The organism is Clostridium sp. ATCC BAA-442, assembly GCF_964239415.1.
In the GTDB taxonomy this organism is placed as follows: domain Bacteria; phylum Bacillota; class Clostridia; order Oscillospirales; family Oscillospiraceae; genus Flavonifractor; species Flavonifractor plautii.
The window spans coordinates 145,083-158,491 of sequence record NZ_CAXSQB010000002.1; the positions used below are offsets into that span (position 1 = coordinate 145,083).

Consider the following 13,409-nt stretch of genomic DNA (forward strand, 5'->3'; position numbering starts at 1 on the left):
CCCGGCTCCGCGTGGGAAGGTCGGGGGCGCAGCGGGGGAAAGGAACCACTCAGCGGCGGATGAGAAGCACCGCCACGTCGTTGACATTGGTGCCCGTCGCCCCCGTGTGGAGCAGGCCGCCGCAGGCGGCCAGGGCGTGGTAGGCGTCGTTGTTCTTCAAAACCTCAAAGATGCGCACGCCCTGCCTGGCCAGCCGCTCCTTTGTCCCGCCGTCCACGAAGCCGCCGGCGGCGTCGGTGGGGCCGTCGGTGCCGTCGCTGCCCAGAGAGAACACCGCCGTGTCCTCCAGTCCGGCGATGCCGGCGGCGGCGGAGAGGGCCAGCTCCTGGTTGCGCCCGCCCAGGCCGGAGCCGGTCAGGTGCACCACGGTCTCCCCCCCGGCCAGGAAGGCCAGGGAGCGCTCCGTATCCTGGTGGGCGCGGGCTACGGCGGCCAGGAAGGCCCCCGCCTCCCGGGCCTCGCAGTCCAGGCTGTCGGTGAGCAGCACCGGCTCATAGCCCAGTTCCCGGCAGGCCGCGGATGCGGCGGCGCACAGCTCCCGCACGCTGCCGGTGATAAGAGTCTCCACATTGTCCAGAACCTTGGGCGTCTCCCGCTCCAGGCACTGGGAGGCCTCGGGCGACAGGCGCAGGCCGTACTGCTCCGCGATGCGGCGGGCATCGGCACAGGTGGAGGAGTCGGGGTAGGCCGGGCCGGAGGCGATCATGTCCAGCGGATCGCCGATGATGTCCGACAGGACGATGGAGAATACCTTTGCCGGGGCGCAGTGCTGGGCAAACCGCCCGCCCTTGACGGCGGAGAGCCGCTTGCGGATGGTGTTCATCTCCACGATGTCCGCCCCGCTGGCCAGAAGGCTCTGGGTGATGGACTGGAGTTCCTCCTGGGGGACCAGCGGCGCCTCGAAGAGGGCGGAGCCGCCGCCGGAGAGGAGAAAGAGGACGGTGTCCTCCGCCGTCAGGCCGTCCGTGAGGGCCAGCGCCTCCTCCGTGGCGGAAAAGGTGTCCTGGTCGGGGACGGGATGCCCCGCCTCCCGGATGAGCAGGGAGCCGATGGGGCCCTGGGCATGGCCGTGCTTGGTGATGATGATGCCGCCGTCCAGCCGCCCCCCCACGCAGTCGCAGGCGGCGCGGGCCATAGACCAGGCGGCCTTGCCCACGGCCACCAGCACCACCCGGCCGCCCTGAAAGGGGTTCCCCTCCAGGGCGCGGCGAACCGCCGCGTCGGGCTGGACAGCGGCGATGGCCCGGCGGACAATCTGATCACAGTCGTTTCTCAGTTTCATGCGTTCCTCCATGGTCGCCTCGCGGAGAGGCTTAAATCAGGCCGGCCTCAGACATGGTGCGGCGGAAGCCCTCTTTGGCGGGGCCCTCCGGGGTGGGGAGGCTGGGCCGGTAGGGCGCGCCCACATCCCGGCCGCGGAGCGCGGCCATGTCCTTGGCGGCCACAGGGAAGCTGGCGGGGTCCATGGCCAGACGGACGGGGTTGAGCTTGAACTGGGCCTCCAGGCTGCCCTGGAGATCCCCGGCGGCAAACTTGTTGTAGACGTCGGTGATCAGCTCGGGCATGAAGTTGGCCGCGGTGCACACGCCGCCCACCGCGCCGTGGCAAAGGCTGGCGTACAGCAGGGTATCCTTGCCGCCGAACACCTTGAAGCCCACGTCGCGGGTACGGCGGATGAACTCGGCGGTGAGGGTGATGTCGCCGCTGGTGTCCTTCATGCCCACAATGTTTTCCACCTGATGGGCCAGGGCGTCCACGAGATCGGCGGTGAGGGTATACCCCACCCGCCCGGGGTTGTTGTAGAGCAGCATGGGCGCGCCGGGGACGCTTTCGGCGATGGTCTTGAAGTGCTGGAACAGCTCGTCATAGGTGGGCTTGAGGAACATGGGCTGGAGCACACTGACGCCGGCGGCGCCGTTGGCCACGGCCATTTTGGCCAGACGGCAGCACTTCTGGGTGCGGATGGCGCCAATGCCGAAGTAGACGGGGACGCGGCCAGCGGCCTGATCCACCATAATCTTCAGGCCCCGCTCCATCTCGTCCTCTTCTACCATATAGAACTCGCCGTTGCTGCCAAAGGCCAGAATACCGGACACGCCGCCCTTGATGACGTAGTCCACCTGGTCGCGGAGCCTGGCCTCGTCAATGCGCTCCTCCCCGTCGATGGGGGTGAGTATGGGCACCACGACGCCCTTGATAAAATCCGTATTCATGATCGATCACCTCGCACTCGTGTCGGGCGGCCTTACAGGGACTCGATGCCGGTGAGCTTCTTGTAGTACTTGATGATGGAGCTGTGATCGTCCTGGCCGCAGCCGTTGTTGTGCAGCCACTGGAAGATCTCCTGCACCGCGGCGGTCATGGGCAGGGGGGAGCCCACGGTGTGGGCGCAGTCCAGGGCGTTGTTCAGATCCTTGATGTGCAGGTCAATCTTGAAGCCGGGCTTGTCGTTGCCCTCGATCATCATGGGGGCCTTGGCGTTCATGACGGTAGAGCCGGCCAGACCGCCGCGGATGGCCTGGAACACCAGCTCGGGGTCCACGCCCGCCATCTTGGCCAGGGTCAGGGCCTCGGACAGGGCCTGGATGTTGCAGGCCACGATAATCTGGTTGGCCAGCTTGGTGGTGTTGCCCGCGCCCACGTCGCCGCAGCGCACCACAGAGGCGCCCATGGCGCCCAGGATGTCCTTGTACTGGTCAAAGACCTCCTGCTTGCCGCCCACCATGAAGGAAAGGGTGCCGTCGATGGCCTTGGGCTCGCCGCCGGAGACGGGGGCGTCCAGCATCTCGATGCCGCGCTTGGCCAGCTCCGCCGCGATCTCCTTGGAGGCCACGGGGTTGATGGAGCTCATGTCGATGAACACGCTGCCCGGCTTCATGTGGGCGGCCACGCCGTCCTCCCCCAGCATGACAGCCTTTACCTGGGGGCTGTTGGGTACCATGGTCAGCACCACGTCGCAGGTCTCGCCGATCTCTGCGTTGGTGGCGGCCTTGGCCCCGGCGGCTACGATCTCGTCCACGCTGGCCTGGTTCAGATCGCTGACCGTGAGGTCATAGCCCGCCTTGAGCAGGTTCTTCGCCATGGGCTTGCCCATAATGCCAAGACCGATCAGTCCGATTTTCATAATACATTTCCTCCTTAAAATAATAGCACAGATTGGGGTGGATAGGAACTATAAAAGCGGGACTCACGCGTTGGCGCGGGCCACGTTTTTGGTGACAATCACATCGGCGCCCAGGCCGCACACGTTGTGCAGGACGACCTGGCCGATTGCGGTGGGGGCCTGGAGCCGGACGGTGTTGATGGCCTCCATCACCCGGAAGATGTCCTTCTTGGGGATGGGGCGGCTGAGCCGCACGCTGGCCAGGGGCAGTTCGCCGCCCTCCACCAGTACGCTGGTGGCGATATTGCGCTGGGGGTCGGTGAGCTCCTGGCGGACATAGGCGTCTCCCTTGGAACAGGTGGCCCCCTGGACGGCGTACACCGTGTCCCCCTCATATTCGGCTGTGATCTCACAGCTGTTGGGGCAGATAATACAGGTAAAACTCCGCGTCACTGCACGCTCACCTCCAAATCACCGGACTGCTCCAGCGCCGCGGCGCGGATGGGAAGCTGAAGCATCTCGGCAGGGAGTGCCTTGGGCAGCCTGCGCCGCAACACCTCGCGGCCGTCCTGCGTCACGGTCAGGGTGACGGCCTTCATGGGCCGGGACACCCGCAGGGAGAGGGTGAAATCCCGGCTGCCGCTGATGCGCTGGGGGATGACGTGGCCCACGTTGGCGCCCGCCCTGACCTCCAGGGGACAGGGGGGAAGCGCATGGTTTTTCAGGTACTCCGCCGCCGACGAGGCCAGGGCCTCCGCCTCCAGGGAGACGAAGTCCACCAGATCGTGGACATGGAGCACGTTGCCCGCGGCAAAGACGCCGGGAATGCTGGTCTGGTAGTGCTCATCCACAAAGGCGCCCTTGGTGCGCCCGTCCACCGCCAGGCCGGAGCCGTTGGCGATGTCCCCGGCGGGGATGAGGCCCACCGAGAGAATCAGCGTGTCGCACTCCACCCGCTCCTCCGTGCCGGGGATGGGGCGGAGGCGTTCGTCGACCTGGGAGACCGTAACGGCCTCCAGACGCGCCCGGCCGTGAATATCGGTGACGGTATGGCTCAGGTACAGGGGGATGCCATAGTCGTTGAGGCACTGCTCAATGTTGCGGGGCAGGCCGCTGGGATAGGGCTGCACCTCATAGACGGCCTTCACATGGGCCCCCTCCAGGGTCATGCGGCGGGCCATGATTATGCCGATGTCACCGCTGCCCAGAATGACCACCTCCCGGCCCACCATGAGGTTGCGCAGGTTGATGTACTCCTGGGCCACACCGGCGGTGTAGATGCCCGCCGGGCGGCTGCCCGGAATGGCCAGGGCGCCCCGGGTACGCTCCCGGCAGCCCATGGTGAGAATCACCGCGTCGCCCCGGAGCTGTTTGAGCCCGGCGGGGCCGGAGGCGGTGACGGTGCGGTCGGCCTCCAGGGAGAGAACGGTGGTGTCGGTAAGGCAGGTGATGCCCAGCTCCTCCGCCTGGGCCACGAACCGCTGGGCGTACTCGGGGCCGGAGAGGGTCTCGCCGAAGCGGGTGAGGCCGAAGCCGTCGTGGATGCACTGACGGAGGATGCCGCCGGGGCGGTGCTCCCGCTCCAGCACCACCACGTCGTCGACGCCCTTCTGCCTGAGCCGGATGGCGGCGGCCAGGCCGGCGGGCCCGCCGCCGATGATTACCGCCTGATGGCGTTCCACGTTCATGCCGGCTCCCCTCCTTTCACTGACCCGGTGAACATCCAGGAGCCCTCCGGCCCCAGGTGGATGTCCCTGAAGTCCTCTCCCAGCTCCCGGCGGAGGGCCTCGGTGATGCGGGTCTCGCAGTAGCCGCCCTGGCAGCGGCCCATGGTGGCACGGGTGCGCACCTTGATACCGTTGACGGTGTGGACGCCCAGGGGGTTGTGGATGGCCTGGAGAATTTCGGCCTTGGTGACCTTCTCGCAGCGGCAGAAGATCTCGCCGTAGTCCGGGTTCTCCGCGATGGCGGCGGCCCGCTCCTCGTCGGTCATATCGGCAAAACGGCGGATGCCGTGCCGGATGGGATCAAAGTCGGGATTGGGCTCCAGCGCCTCCTGCCGGGCGATGAGGGCCACGGCCCGGCGGGCCAGCGGGAGGGCGGAGGTGACGCCGGGGGACTCGATGCCCACCAGGTTGACCACGCCGGGCGCCTCGTCCCGGCACTCCAGCACGAAGTCCTGCACCGCGCCGGTGGCGGGGTCGATGCGCTTGGGCCGGATGCCGGCAAAATTGCGGATGAAGTAAGCGCGGTCCATGTGCTTGAACATCCGCGAACCGCTCTCAATGAGGCCGTCCATGGCGGCCTGGGTGGACTCGTAGTCCTGGAAATCCCGCGCCAATTGGCTGTCGGGCCCCACCAGTACATTTCCGTCCACGGTGGGCGTGGCATGGGTGTCAAACGTATTGTCCGGATTGGGGGCGGGATAGACGGGAATCTTGGCAAACTGGCCCGCCAGCTTGTCAAGAACGAAGTATTCGCCTTTGACCGGCTTAATGACATAGCCGGGAATGCCCAGCTGCCCGCTGACCACGGCGGAGTTGAGCCCCGCGCTGTTCACCACCCAGCGGGTGTGGAAGTCGCCCCTGGTGGTGTGGAGCAGGTGGGTGCCGTCGGCCTGCCGGGTCTCGCCGGTGAAAGCGCAGTTGAGGTGGTACTCCGCCCCGTTGTGAACCGCGTTCTCCGCCAGGGCGATGGTGTAGAGGAAGGGGTCCAGGATACCGCTGGCCGGGCACCACATGGCGAAATTTCCGCCGGCGCTGGGGTCAAGCTCATCCATCCGCTTGCGGTCGATGAGTTCCAGACCCTTCACGCCGTTGGCCTCGCCCCGGGCCATGAATTGCTCCAGCCGCTGCCGGTGCTCATCGGTGAAGCCCACGATGAGCTTGCCGGTGCGCTTAAAGGGGACATCCAGCTCGCGGGCTACCTGGTCGAACTCCTGGTTGCCCTCCACGGCGCAGATGGCCTTGAGGGAGCCGGTCTTATAGAGGAACCCGGCGTGGAGCATACCGGTGTTGCGCCCACTGGTCTGGGTGCAGACGTCGCTCTCCTTCTCCAGCACGGCGATGCGCAGCTTGTACCGGGAGAGCTCCCGGGCGATGGCGCTGCCCACCACCCCACCGCCGATGATGACGACATCATAGGACTGCTGCATAGGGATGGCTCCTTTCTCCATCAAAGGAACAGGGTCAAAATGGGGACGGTGACCAGGCTGGTCAGCGTCGAGATAAACACACACTTGGAGGCGAACTGGGCGTCCGCCCCGTATTTCTGGGCCAGGATGGCGGTGGTGGAGCCGATGGGCATGCCGGTGAGCACCACGCTTACCCCGGCGGTGAGGGGATCTACCCCCAGCAGCCGCAGGGCCACGAGGCACACGGCGGGCAGCAGGAGCTGGCGCACCGCCACCAGATAGAAGCACTTGGGGTCGAACACGGTCTTGAGGGGCACGTCGGCCAGGATGGCCCCCACCAGGGCCATGGCCATGGGGGAGGTACAGGCCCCCAGGTTATCCACCGCGGTATCCACAAAGTGGGGCAGGGGGAGCTGGAAGAGCATCCATACCAGCCCCACCTCCACGGCGATGATGCCGGGGTTGAGCAGCACCTTTCGGACGGCCTGCTTGGTGTCGGCCTTGGTAAACAGGGAGATGCCGGCGCTCCACATGAGGATGCGGGTGGGGATGATGAACAGGGAGCCCAGAAAGAGGCCCTCGTCGCCGTAGGCGCCGCTGACCACGGGCAGTCCGGCAAAGCCGGAGTTGGTGACCAGGGTGCCGTACTGGAGGATGCTCTTCTCCCCATAGGGAAAGCGGTTGTAGAGCACCTTGCCCAGCAGCAGGGCCGCCGCGGCCATGACGGTGGCGATGAGGACGGCCACGCCCCCCTGCTTGAGGGACTCCAGGCTGAACTCCATGTGGAAGGACTCAAAGATCATGCAGGGCAGGGTGATGAGCACCACAAAGTCGGTCAGCTTATCCCGGGCCGCGTCGTTGAAAATGCCCTTCTTGCGGCAGAAGAAGCCCACCGCCATGTAGATGAAGAGGACGGTCTGCACGTCCACCATCTTGAAAAAGCTGTCCATACTACCCCTCGATGGGGGTGAGAAGGGCCCCGTCCCCGTCAAATTCCAGCGGCTCGGGCTCAGAGCAGGCCGCCACGCCGGGCCATTTACCCGCCTTCACGTCCCTGTAATAGGCCTCGCTGAGCATGATGCGGCCGATGTGGAGGCTGTTTGGGATGCGGATGATCCGGGCGCGGTTGCGGTCGATGCCGGTGCAGGTGCGGATACACATCTGAATAGCCTCCCTGTCGTTGGCCACCACGCAGGGGATGCGGGCGGAGGTGAGGACGGTAGAGGTGAGACAGTTGGGGTACATCTTTTCCGTGTCGATTTTGTCAAAGAACCGCTTTGTGATCACGTTGGCCAGGCCCACGCCCAGGGCGTTACCGTGGCTGGCCGCGCTCAGATCGAGAAAGCAGGTGCGCTGCACCTCCACCCCGCCGTGGGCGTACTCGGTGGAAAAGGTGCCGGTAATGTTGGGGTCCACGCCGGTGCCCGAGTAGTTCTTGCCCGTCTCGTCCACCACCAGCACGTCGCAGGCGCCCACCAGCAGGGAGGGCATCCGCTCAAAGGCGTACTGGAGCAGCTCCGGTTCCCGGGCGAGAATGTCGTCCCTGTCGATGGCCTCGATGCGGCAGGTCTCGTCATAGGCGTTCTCGATACAGGGCAGGGCAAAGAGGATGGGGGCCCTGGCCAGAATGACCTTGGCGATGGAGGGGATGTTGGCCCCGATCTTGCCCATGCCGTCGGAGTGGACCCGCTCGGCCCCCTTCTGCTTGCCCAGGCCCACGGCGAGCATCTTGCAGGGCCCGCTCTCGTAGGGGCCGCGGAAGGCGTTGTGGGGCTTGAGGCGGCAGGAGACGATGATACCGTCGGCCTCATAGGCGTTTTTGTCCAGGTACACCGGCAGGCCGGTGTCGGAGGCGCCCAGCTCCACCACCTCCATGCTGCTGCGGATCTCACAGCCCATGGCCTCCGGGGTGATGCCGTAGCTGGCCAGCACCTCCAACTGCCCCTCGGCAGTGGCGCCGCCGTGGCTGCCCATGGCGGGCACAATGAAGGGGACGGCGCCCCTGGCCTTTACAAAGTCCACGATGGACCGGGTGATGAGGTCCACGTTGGCGATGCCCCGGCTGCCCGCCGTGATGGCGATGGACATGCCGGGCCGGATTTTGGAGCGGAAGGGCTCCCGGGACAGCTCCCCCGCCACGGCGGCGGGGATGTCTGCGGGGGCAATGCGCTCCCGGGGGAAGAGCTGCTCGGCGCGGAACATGCGGGGAATGGGCACGTCGGCCAGCAGACGGGAGACGACGCCCCCCTGTTTGATTTCCATACCAAACCGACCTTTCTCTTGTCAGGTAATAGGCGCGGGATTGAAGATGCACAGGTCGTTGTGGAAGCCGTACTGGTCGGAGTAGGGCTTCTTCACGCCGCTGGCCACGTCCAGAATCAGGTGGAACAGCTCGGCGCCCACGTCGGCGATGGTCTTCTCGCCGGTGGCGATGGGGCCGGCGTTGACGTCGATGAGGTCAAACCAGTGCTCCTTCATCTCGTTGCGGGAACAGACCTTGATGACCGGGGCGGCGGCCAGCCCGTAGGGGGTGCCCCGGCCGGTCATAAAGACCTGAAGCCCGATGCCGCTGGCCAACTGGCAGGGCCCGCAGACGATGTCGCTGGCGGGAGTGGCGGCGTAGATCAGGCCGTGCTTATGGGGCTTCTCCGCCGGGGAGAGCACCTCCTCGATGGGGGCGGTGCCCGACTTGGCGATGGAGCCCATGGCCTTCTCCACGATGTTGGCCAGGCCGCCCTTCTTGTTGCCGGGGGTGGGGTTGGCGTCCCGGTCCACGCCGCCGGCGTCCAGATAGTCGTCGTACCACTTCATCTCGGCGGCCAGCTTGTCCCGGGCGGCCGCGTCGCGGCAGCGGGCGGCCAGCAGATGCACTCCGTCGCGCACCTCGGTGACCTCGCTGAACAGGACGGTGGCGCCGCCCTTCACCAGCATGTCGGCGGCGTAGCCGGCGCTGGGGTTGGCGGTGAGGCCGGAGAAGGCGTCGGAGCCGCCGCACTGCATGCCGATGAGCAGCTCGCTGAGGGGCAGCTCCTCCCGGCGGCGCTCGTTGAGCCGTTTCAGCTTCCGCTCGGCCATCTCCATCAGGGCCTGCATCATGGCGTCGTGGCCCCGGTAGTCCTGGAGGGTGAGGGTGTTCTCCGGGGTGATGTCCTCCGGGGGGAGCACCATGTCGTAGGTGAGCTTTTCACAGCCCAGGCCCACCACCATCAATTCGCCGCCGAAGTTGGGGTGGCGGATGAGGTTGGTGACCGCCCGGATGGGGATATGGGCCTCCCGGGCCTTAATGGCCACGCCGCAGCCGTAGGGGTGGTTCACTGCCACCACGCCGTCCACATTGGGGTACTTGGGCAGCAGCTCCCGCTTGATGCGCTCCACCGCCACGTTGACCACACCGGCGGCGCACTGGACGGTGGTGACAATGCCCAGCAGGTTGCGGGTGCCTGCGGGGCCGGTTTTGTTGCGGTAGCCCATCCAGGTTCTGCGGGGCGGATCGGGCAGCTCTTCCATTGGGACGATGCTGGTCCCGTAGGGCATGTCGTCCAGGCCGGGGGACTGAGGCAGGTCCAGCATGTGCTCGTTGATCCAGGCCCCCACGGGGATGGGAGCCTTGGCGCAGCCCAGCACCACGCCGTAGCGGACCACCTCGCCCCCCTTGGGGATGTCAGTCAGGGCGATCTTGTGGGCCTGGGGGATGTCCTCACGGGTGACGACGCCGGGCATGATCTCGGTGCCGCGGGGGATATCGTGGACCGCGATGGCCACGTTATCCGCGTCCTTGACCTTGATGTAAAGTGGTGCACTCATAGACGAATACTCCCTTTTGACTCGATGTTATTCCACCGGGCGCGGGGCGCGCCGGACGGAATGACATCGAGGCGTTATGATGATTACTGCTTGCCGGAGAGCTCCTTCTCCTGGCGCTTGGCCTTGCGGTTGTCCAGAACGGCGTAGACCACGGACAGGATGATCAGCGCCCAGATAACCCAGCTCATGGGGCGCACGAACAGGCCGGTCAGGGAGCCGTTATAAGCGGTGAGCACCTGAATGAAGTAGTCCTCCAGGTCGCCGCCCAGAATGAAGCCGATGAGGAAGCAGGACACGGGGAAGTGGAACTTCTTGATCAGAAGGCCCACAATGCCGAAGAGCAGCAGGCACCACACGTCGAACATGCGGCCGTTGAGGGTGGCGTAGGCGCCCACGGTGCACATCATGAGCACCACGGGGTACAGGCGCTCCTGGGGAATGAGGACGATCTTCGCCAGCAGCTTCACCGGGAAGAACATGACTAGGTACATCAGGATATTGCAGCACAGCAGGGCCACCAGAATGGTGTTCCAGATCACCGGATTGTTGGTGATGAACAGGGGGCCCACCTGAATGCCCTGGAGCATGAAGGCGCCGATCAGGACGGCGGTGGTGGAGTCGCCGGGAATACCCAGGCTCAGCAGGGGCACCAGGGCGCCGCCGGTCAGGCCGTTGTTGGAAGTCTCAGAGGCGATCAGGCCCTCGGGCACGCCGGTGCCCAGCAGCTCGGGGTGCTTGGACCAGCTCTTGGCCTGGGAGTAGGCGATCAGGGAGGCCGCGGAGCCGCCCACACCGGGCAGGATGCCCATGAAGGTGCCCAGCAGGGCGGAGCGGAACACATTGATGATCTGCCCCTTGAAGTCGTGGAGAAGGCTGAACTTGACGTTGTTCTTGACCTCCAGCGTATCATCCTTGCTGTAGGAGGCGTGCATGCCAGTCTCACACTGCTGGAGCATCTCGGAGACGGCGAACAGGCCGATGAGCACGGGGAAGAGCTGGAAGCCGCTCTGCATCTGGCTCTCCAGGAACTCAGGGACCATGCGGTATTCATTGTTGACGGAGAACTGGTTCATCATGGCTACCAGCACGCCCAGCATACCGATCCACAGGCCGCGGAGCATCTGGCCCCGGGACAGGGCGGCGATGACGGTGAGGGCGAAGAGGATGATGAGGAACTTCTCCACAGCGGAGAACTTGATGGCCCAGCCGGCCAGGATGGGGGTGAAGAGGGCCAGCACCACCAGGGAGATCATGCCGCCCATGAAGGAGGAGGTGACGCCGATTTTCAGGGCGCGTTCTCCCTCGCCCCGCAAGGCCATTGGGTGTCCGTCGAAGGTCGTACACACCGACGACGGGGTGCCGGGAATGTTGATGAGGATGGCGGGGACCAGGCCGCCGGAGATGCCGCCCACATAGAGGCCCAGCAGCAGATAGAGGGCCATCTCCATGGAGTAGGCGTAGGTCAGGGGGAGGAACACGGCCACGGCCATGGTGGCCGTCATACCGGGGATGGCGCCGAAGATGATGCCGATGACGACGCCGAACAGGGCCACGGCGATGTACTCCGGGCCGATCACGAAGGGCAGTTCAAATCCCATGAATCACACCAGCCTTTCTTTAGTAGAGAATGAAGCCCAGGGACGGAATCTCAATGGTGAGGAGACCGGAGGGCAGGGTGATGGCGAACGCGGTGCCGAACACAACGCTGATAATCAGGCAGGCCACCACGGAGATGATCAGGCTGGTGATGTGGTACCTGGGGTTTTTCAACTGCGCCTTGTTGGCAAACAGGGTGTTGAACAGGAACAGGCAGATGATGGACCAGAAGGTAAAGCCCAGCTTGTCCAGCAGGAAGAAGTAGACCACCATCAGGGCGATCGTACCCCAGAATTTGAACTTGTCGTAGTGTTCCACGAAGAAGCGGCCGGGCTTGACAAAAAAGCCCTTGCCCGCCTTGATCCGGGCCCGCCCCTCCAGGGCGATCAGCAGGACGCCCAGAATCACCAGAATTCCAATGGTGATGATGGGGAAAATCCAGTGCTGGGTTGAATACTCCACATTGATACGCATCTTATTACCTCTCTTTCGCAGGGTGGTATCACGGAATATCACCCCGCTGAAGCGCCAACCGCCGGCTGGGCTTCAACGGGGTGACACTCCAACAGATATTAGGTCAGCTCGTCCAGGCCGGGGGCCACGTCGATGATCTCCTGGCCGATGTCCCGCTTGTCGCTGATGAACTGGCGGGAGGCCTCCAGATCCGCCTCCTCGGCGGTGACGGCGCTGTAGAGCAGGCCGGCCATCTCAGCCTGGAAATCGGGGTTCTCACAGACCTTCTGCATGGCGGCGGCGATCTCATTCAGAATGCCCTCGTCCATGTCCTTGGGGAAGAGCATGAAGAAGTCCTTGTTGAAGTCGAAGGGCTCGCCGTTGAAGGTGATGCCGTCGTCGGCCATGGAGATAACGCCGCTGCCCTCCAGGTTGCCGCAGGTGTCAAAGAGCTTCATGGCCAACTGGGCGTCCACGCCCTCCTTGGTGAACTCCACGCAGGAGGAATAGTCGGCGTAGATGATGTCGGTGTTGCCGTCCCAGAGGCGCTGCTTCTTTTCGTCGGTGGTGCCGCCCACCAGGGCCTTGATGCGGCTGGCCACCTCGTCGCCGTACTGCTCCTGAACCCACATATACCACACCACAAAGTCCAGGTGGGAGGCGGAGCCGGACTCAATGTTCACCCGCAGCTCCTCGCCGGGGTTATCGGCCAGCCACTGGGCGGCCTCATTCAGGTTGTTGTAGGGAGCGTCGGCCTTGGCCACAAAGCAGCCGCCGGGGTTGACGCCGATGCGGGGGCCGACGGTCAGGTTCTCCAGGGCGTAATCCTCACTGACCGCGCCGAAGAGTACGCTCAGGAACGCCATGTCGTGGAACATCATGATGGTGGTGCCGTCGCCCTTGGCCTTGGAGATGGTGTCCAGCGCCTGGGCGTTGCCGATGGCGTCCACCTTGCCGTTGAAGCCCATCTCCTCGCCCAGATAGCGGGTGACCATGTCGGCGATCATGTAGGAGTCGCCGCCGGTGGAGGTGGAGCCGATGACCACGCGGACACGCTTGCCCTTCAGGCTGCTCTCGCCGGAGGCGGCGCTGCCGGTCGCCTCGGTGCCGGGATCGCCGGTGGAGGGAGTGTCGGTTTCCGTGTTAGAGGGGGTGCCGCCACAGCCGGCCAGCAGGCCGACTGCCATGGAGGCGGAAAGGAGCAGAGCCGTCAATTTCCTGAACTTCATTGTTCAATTCCTTCCTATTACAATAGATTTACGGTTAAAGGCACGGCAGCCAGCCATGTCTTTTTTCGTATCGTTGCCTAAGCTGTTAGAA

The 13,409-nt window shown here is 65.0% G+C and carries 12 protein-coding genes; all 12 read right to left on the reverse strand.

What is annotated here, in order from left to right; all coding sequences use genetic code 11:
* Positions 1–49: 49 nt before the first annotated feature.
* Entirely contained in the window at positions 50–1,282 is a 1,233-nt protein-coding gene (locus ACESY8_RS01770; protein WP_054339486.1) for a glycerate kinase type-2 family protein, read from the reverse strand.
* Positions 1,283–1,313: 31 nt separating this feature from the next.
* On the reverse strand, positions 1,314–2,213 hold the full coding sequence (locus tag ACESY8_RS01775; protein WP_204681507.1) for a dihydrodipicolinate synthase family protein: 900 nt from the start codon (positions 2,211–2,213) through the stop codon (positions 1,314–1,316).
* Positions 2,214–2,245: 32 nt separating this feature from the next.
* Positions 2,246–3,124: a 2-hydroxy-3-oxopropionate reductase gene (gene garR / locus ACESY8_RS01780; protein WP_007491297.1), complete on the reverse strand. Its 879-nt coding sequence runs from the start codon at positions 3,122–3,124 to the stop codon at positions 2,246–2,248.
* Between the two features lie 63 nt (positions 3,125–3,187).
* Positions 3,188–3,556, reverse strand: coding sequence for a DUF1667 domain-containing protein (locus tag ACESY8_RS01785; RefSeq protein WP_054339487.1), 369 nt, complete (start codon positions 3,554–3,556; stop codon positions 3,188–3,190).
* Positions 3,553–4,791, reverse strand: coding sequence for an NAD(P)/FAD-dependent oxidoreductase (locus ACESY8_RS01790; RefSeq protein WP_054339488.1), 1,239 nt, complete (start codon positions 4,789–4,791; stop codon positions 3,553–3,555). The genes ACESY8_RS01785 and ACESY8_RS01790 overlap by 4 nt, the downstream gene beginning before the upstream one ends.
* Positions 4,788–6,257 carry an NAD(P)/FAD-dependent oxidoreductase gene (locus ACESY8_RS01795; RefSeq protein WP_054339489.1) on the reverse strand — a complete coding sequence of 490 codons (1,470 nt, stop codon included), beginning with the start codon at positions 6,255–6,257 and terminating at the stop codon, positions 4,788–4,790. Before ACESY8_RS01795 ends, ACESY8_RS01790 begins: the two co-directional genes overlap by 4 nt.
* A gap of 20 nt (positions 6,258–6,277) precedes the next feature.
* Positions 6,278–7,186, reverse strand: coding sequence for an AEC family transporter (locus ACESY8_RS01800; RefSeq protein ID WP_054339490.1), 909 nt, complete (start codon positions 7,184–7,186; stop codon positions 6,278–6,280).
* A gap of 1 nt (position 7,187) precedes the next feature.
* Positions 7,188–8,498: a nickel pincer cofactor-dependent isomerase, group 22 gene (locus tag ACESY8_RS01805; RefSeq protein WP_054339491.1), complete on the reverse strand. Its 1,311-nt coding sequence runs from the start codon at positions 8,496–8,498 to the stop codon at positions 7,188–7,190.
* A 21-nt stretch (positions 8,499–8,519) separates the two neighbouring features.
* Positions 8,520–10,040 (reverse strand): galactarate dehydratase, encoded by a 1,521-nt coding sequence (garD, locus tag ACESY8_RS01810; protein ID WP_270513046.1) that lies wholly within the window; start codon positions 10,038–10,040, stop codon positions 8,520–8,522.
* 83 nt (positions 10,041–10,123) lie between these two features.
* The gene (locus tag ACESY8_RS01815; RefSeq protein WP_055270643.1) at positions 10,124–11,638 is read right to left on the reverse strand and encodes a tripartite tricarboxylate transporter permease; all 1,515 of its coding nucleotides are present in this window, start codon (positions 11,636–11,638) and stop codon (positions 10,124–10,126) included.
* 19 nt (positions 11,639–11,657) lie between these two features.
* Positions 11,658–12,110, reverse strand: coding sequence for a tripartite tricarboxylate transporter TctB family protein (locus ACESY8_RS01820; RefSeq protein ID WP_007491313.1), 453 nt, complete (start codon positions 12,108–12,110; stop codon positions 11,658–11,660).
* 98 nt (positions 12,111–12,208) lie between these two features.
* The gene (locus tag ACESY8_RS01825; protein ID WP_054339492.1) at positions 12,209–13,318 is read right to left on the reverse strand and encodes a type 2 periplasmic-binding domain-containing protein; all 1,110 of its coding nucleotides are present in this window, start codon (positions 13,316–13,318) and stop codon (positions 12,209–12,211) included.
* Between the last annotated feature and the right edge of the window lie 91 nt (positions 13,319–13,409).

What these genes read in the sequence shown, in the direction of transcription:
- ACESY8_RS01770 (WP_054339486.1), bottom strand. Translation starts at nt 1,282, where the DNA reads ATGAAACTGAGAAACGACTGTGATCAGATTGTCCGCCGGGCCATCGCC.
- ACESY8_RS01775 (WP_204681507.1), bottom strand. Translation starts at nt 2,213, where the DNA reads ATGAATACGGATTTTATCAAGGGCGTCGTGGTGCCCATACTCACCCCC.
- garR (WP_007491297.1), bottom strand. Translation starts at nt 3,124, where the DNA reads ATGAAAATCGGACTGATCGGTCTTGGCATTATGGGCAAGCCCATGGCG.
- ACESY8_RS01790 (WP_054339488.1), bottom strand. Translation starts at nt 4,791, where the DNA reads ATGAACGTGGAACGCCATCAGGCGGTAATCATCGGCGGCGGGCCCGCC.
- ACESY8_RS01795 (WP_054339489.1), bottom strand. Translation starts at nt 6,257, where the DNA reads ATGCAGCAGTCCTATGATGTCGTCATCATCGGCGGTGGGGTGGTGGGC.
- ACESY8_RS01800 (WP_054339490.1), bottom strand. Translation starts at nt 7,186, where the DNA reads ATGGACAGCTTTTTCAAGATGGTGGACGTGCAGACCGTCCTCTTCATC.
- ACESY8_RS01805 (WP_054339491.1), bottom strand. Translation starts at nt 8,498, where the DNA reads ATGGAAATCAAACAGGGGGGCGTCGTCTCCCGTCTGCTGGCCGACGTG.
- garD (WP_270513046.1), bottom strand. Translation starts at nt 10,040, where the DNA reads ATGAGTGCACCACTTTACATCAAGGTCAAGGACGCGGATAACGTGGCC.
- ACESY8_RS01815 (WP_055270643.1), bottom strand. Translation starts at nt 11,638, where the DNA reads ATGGGATTTGAACTGCCCTTCGTGATCGGCCCGGAGTACATCGCCGTG.
- ACESY8_RS01820 (WP_007491313.1), bottom strand. Translation starts at nt 12,110, where the DNA reads ATGCGTATCAATGTGGAGTATTCAACCCAGCACTGGATTTTCCCCATC.
- ACESY8_RS01825 (WP_054339492.1), bottom strand. Translation starts at nt 13,318, where the DNA reads ATGAAGTTCAGGAAATTGACGGCTCTGCTCCTTTCCGCCTCCATGGCA.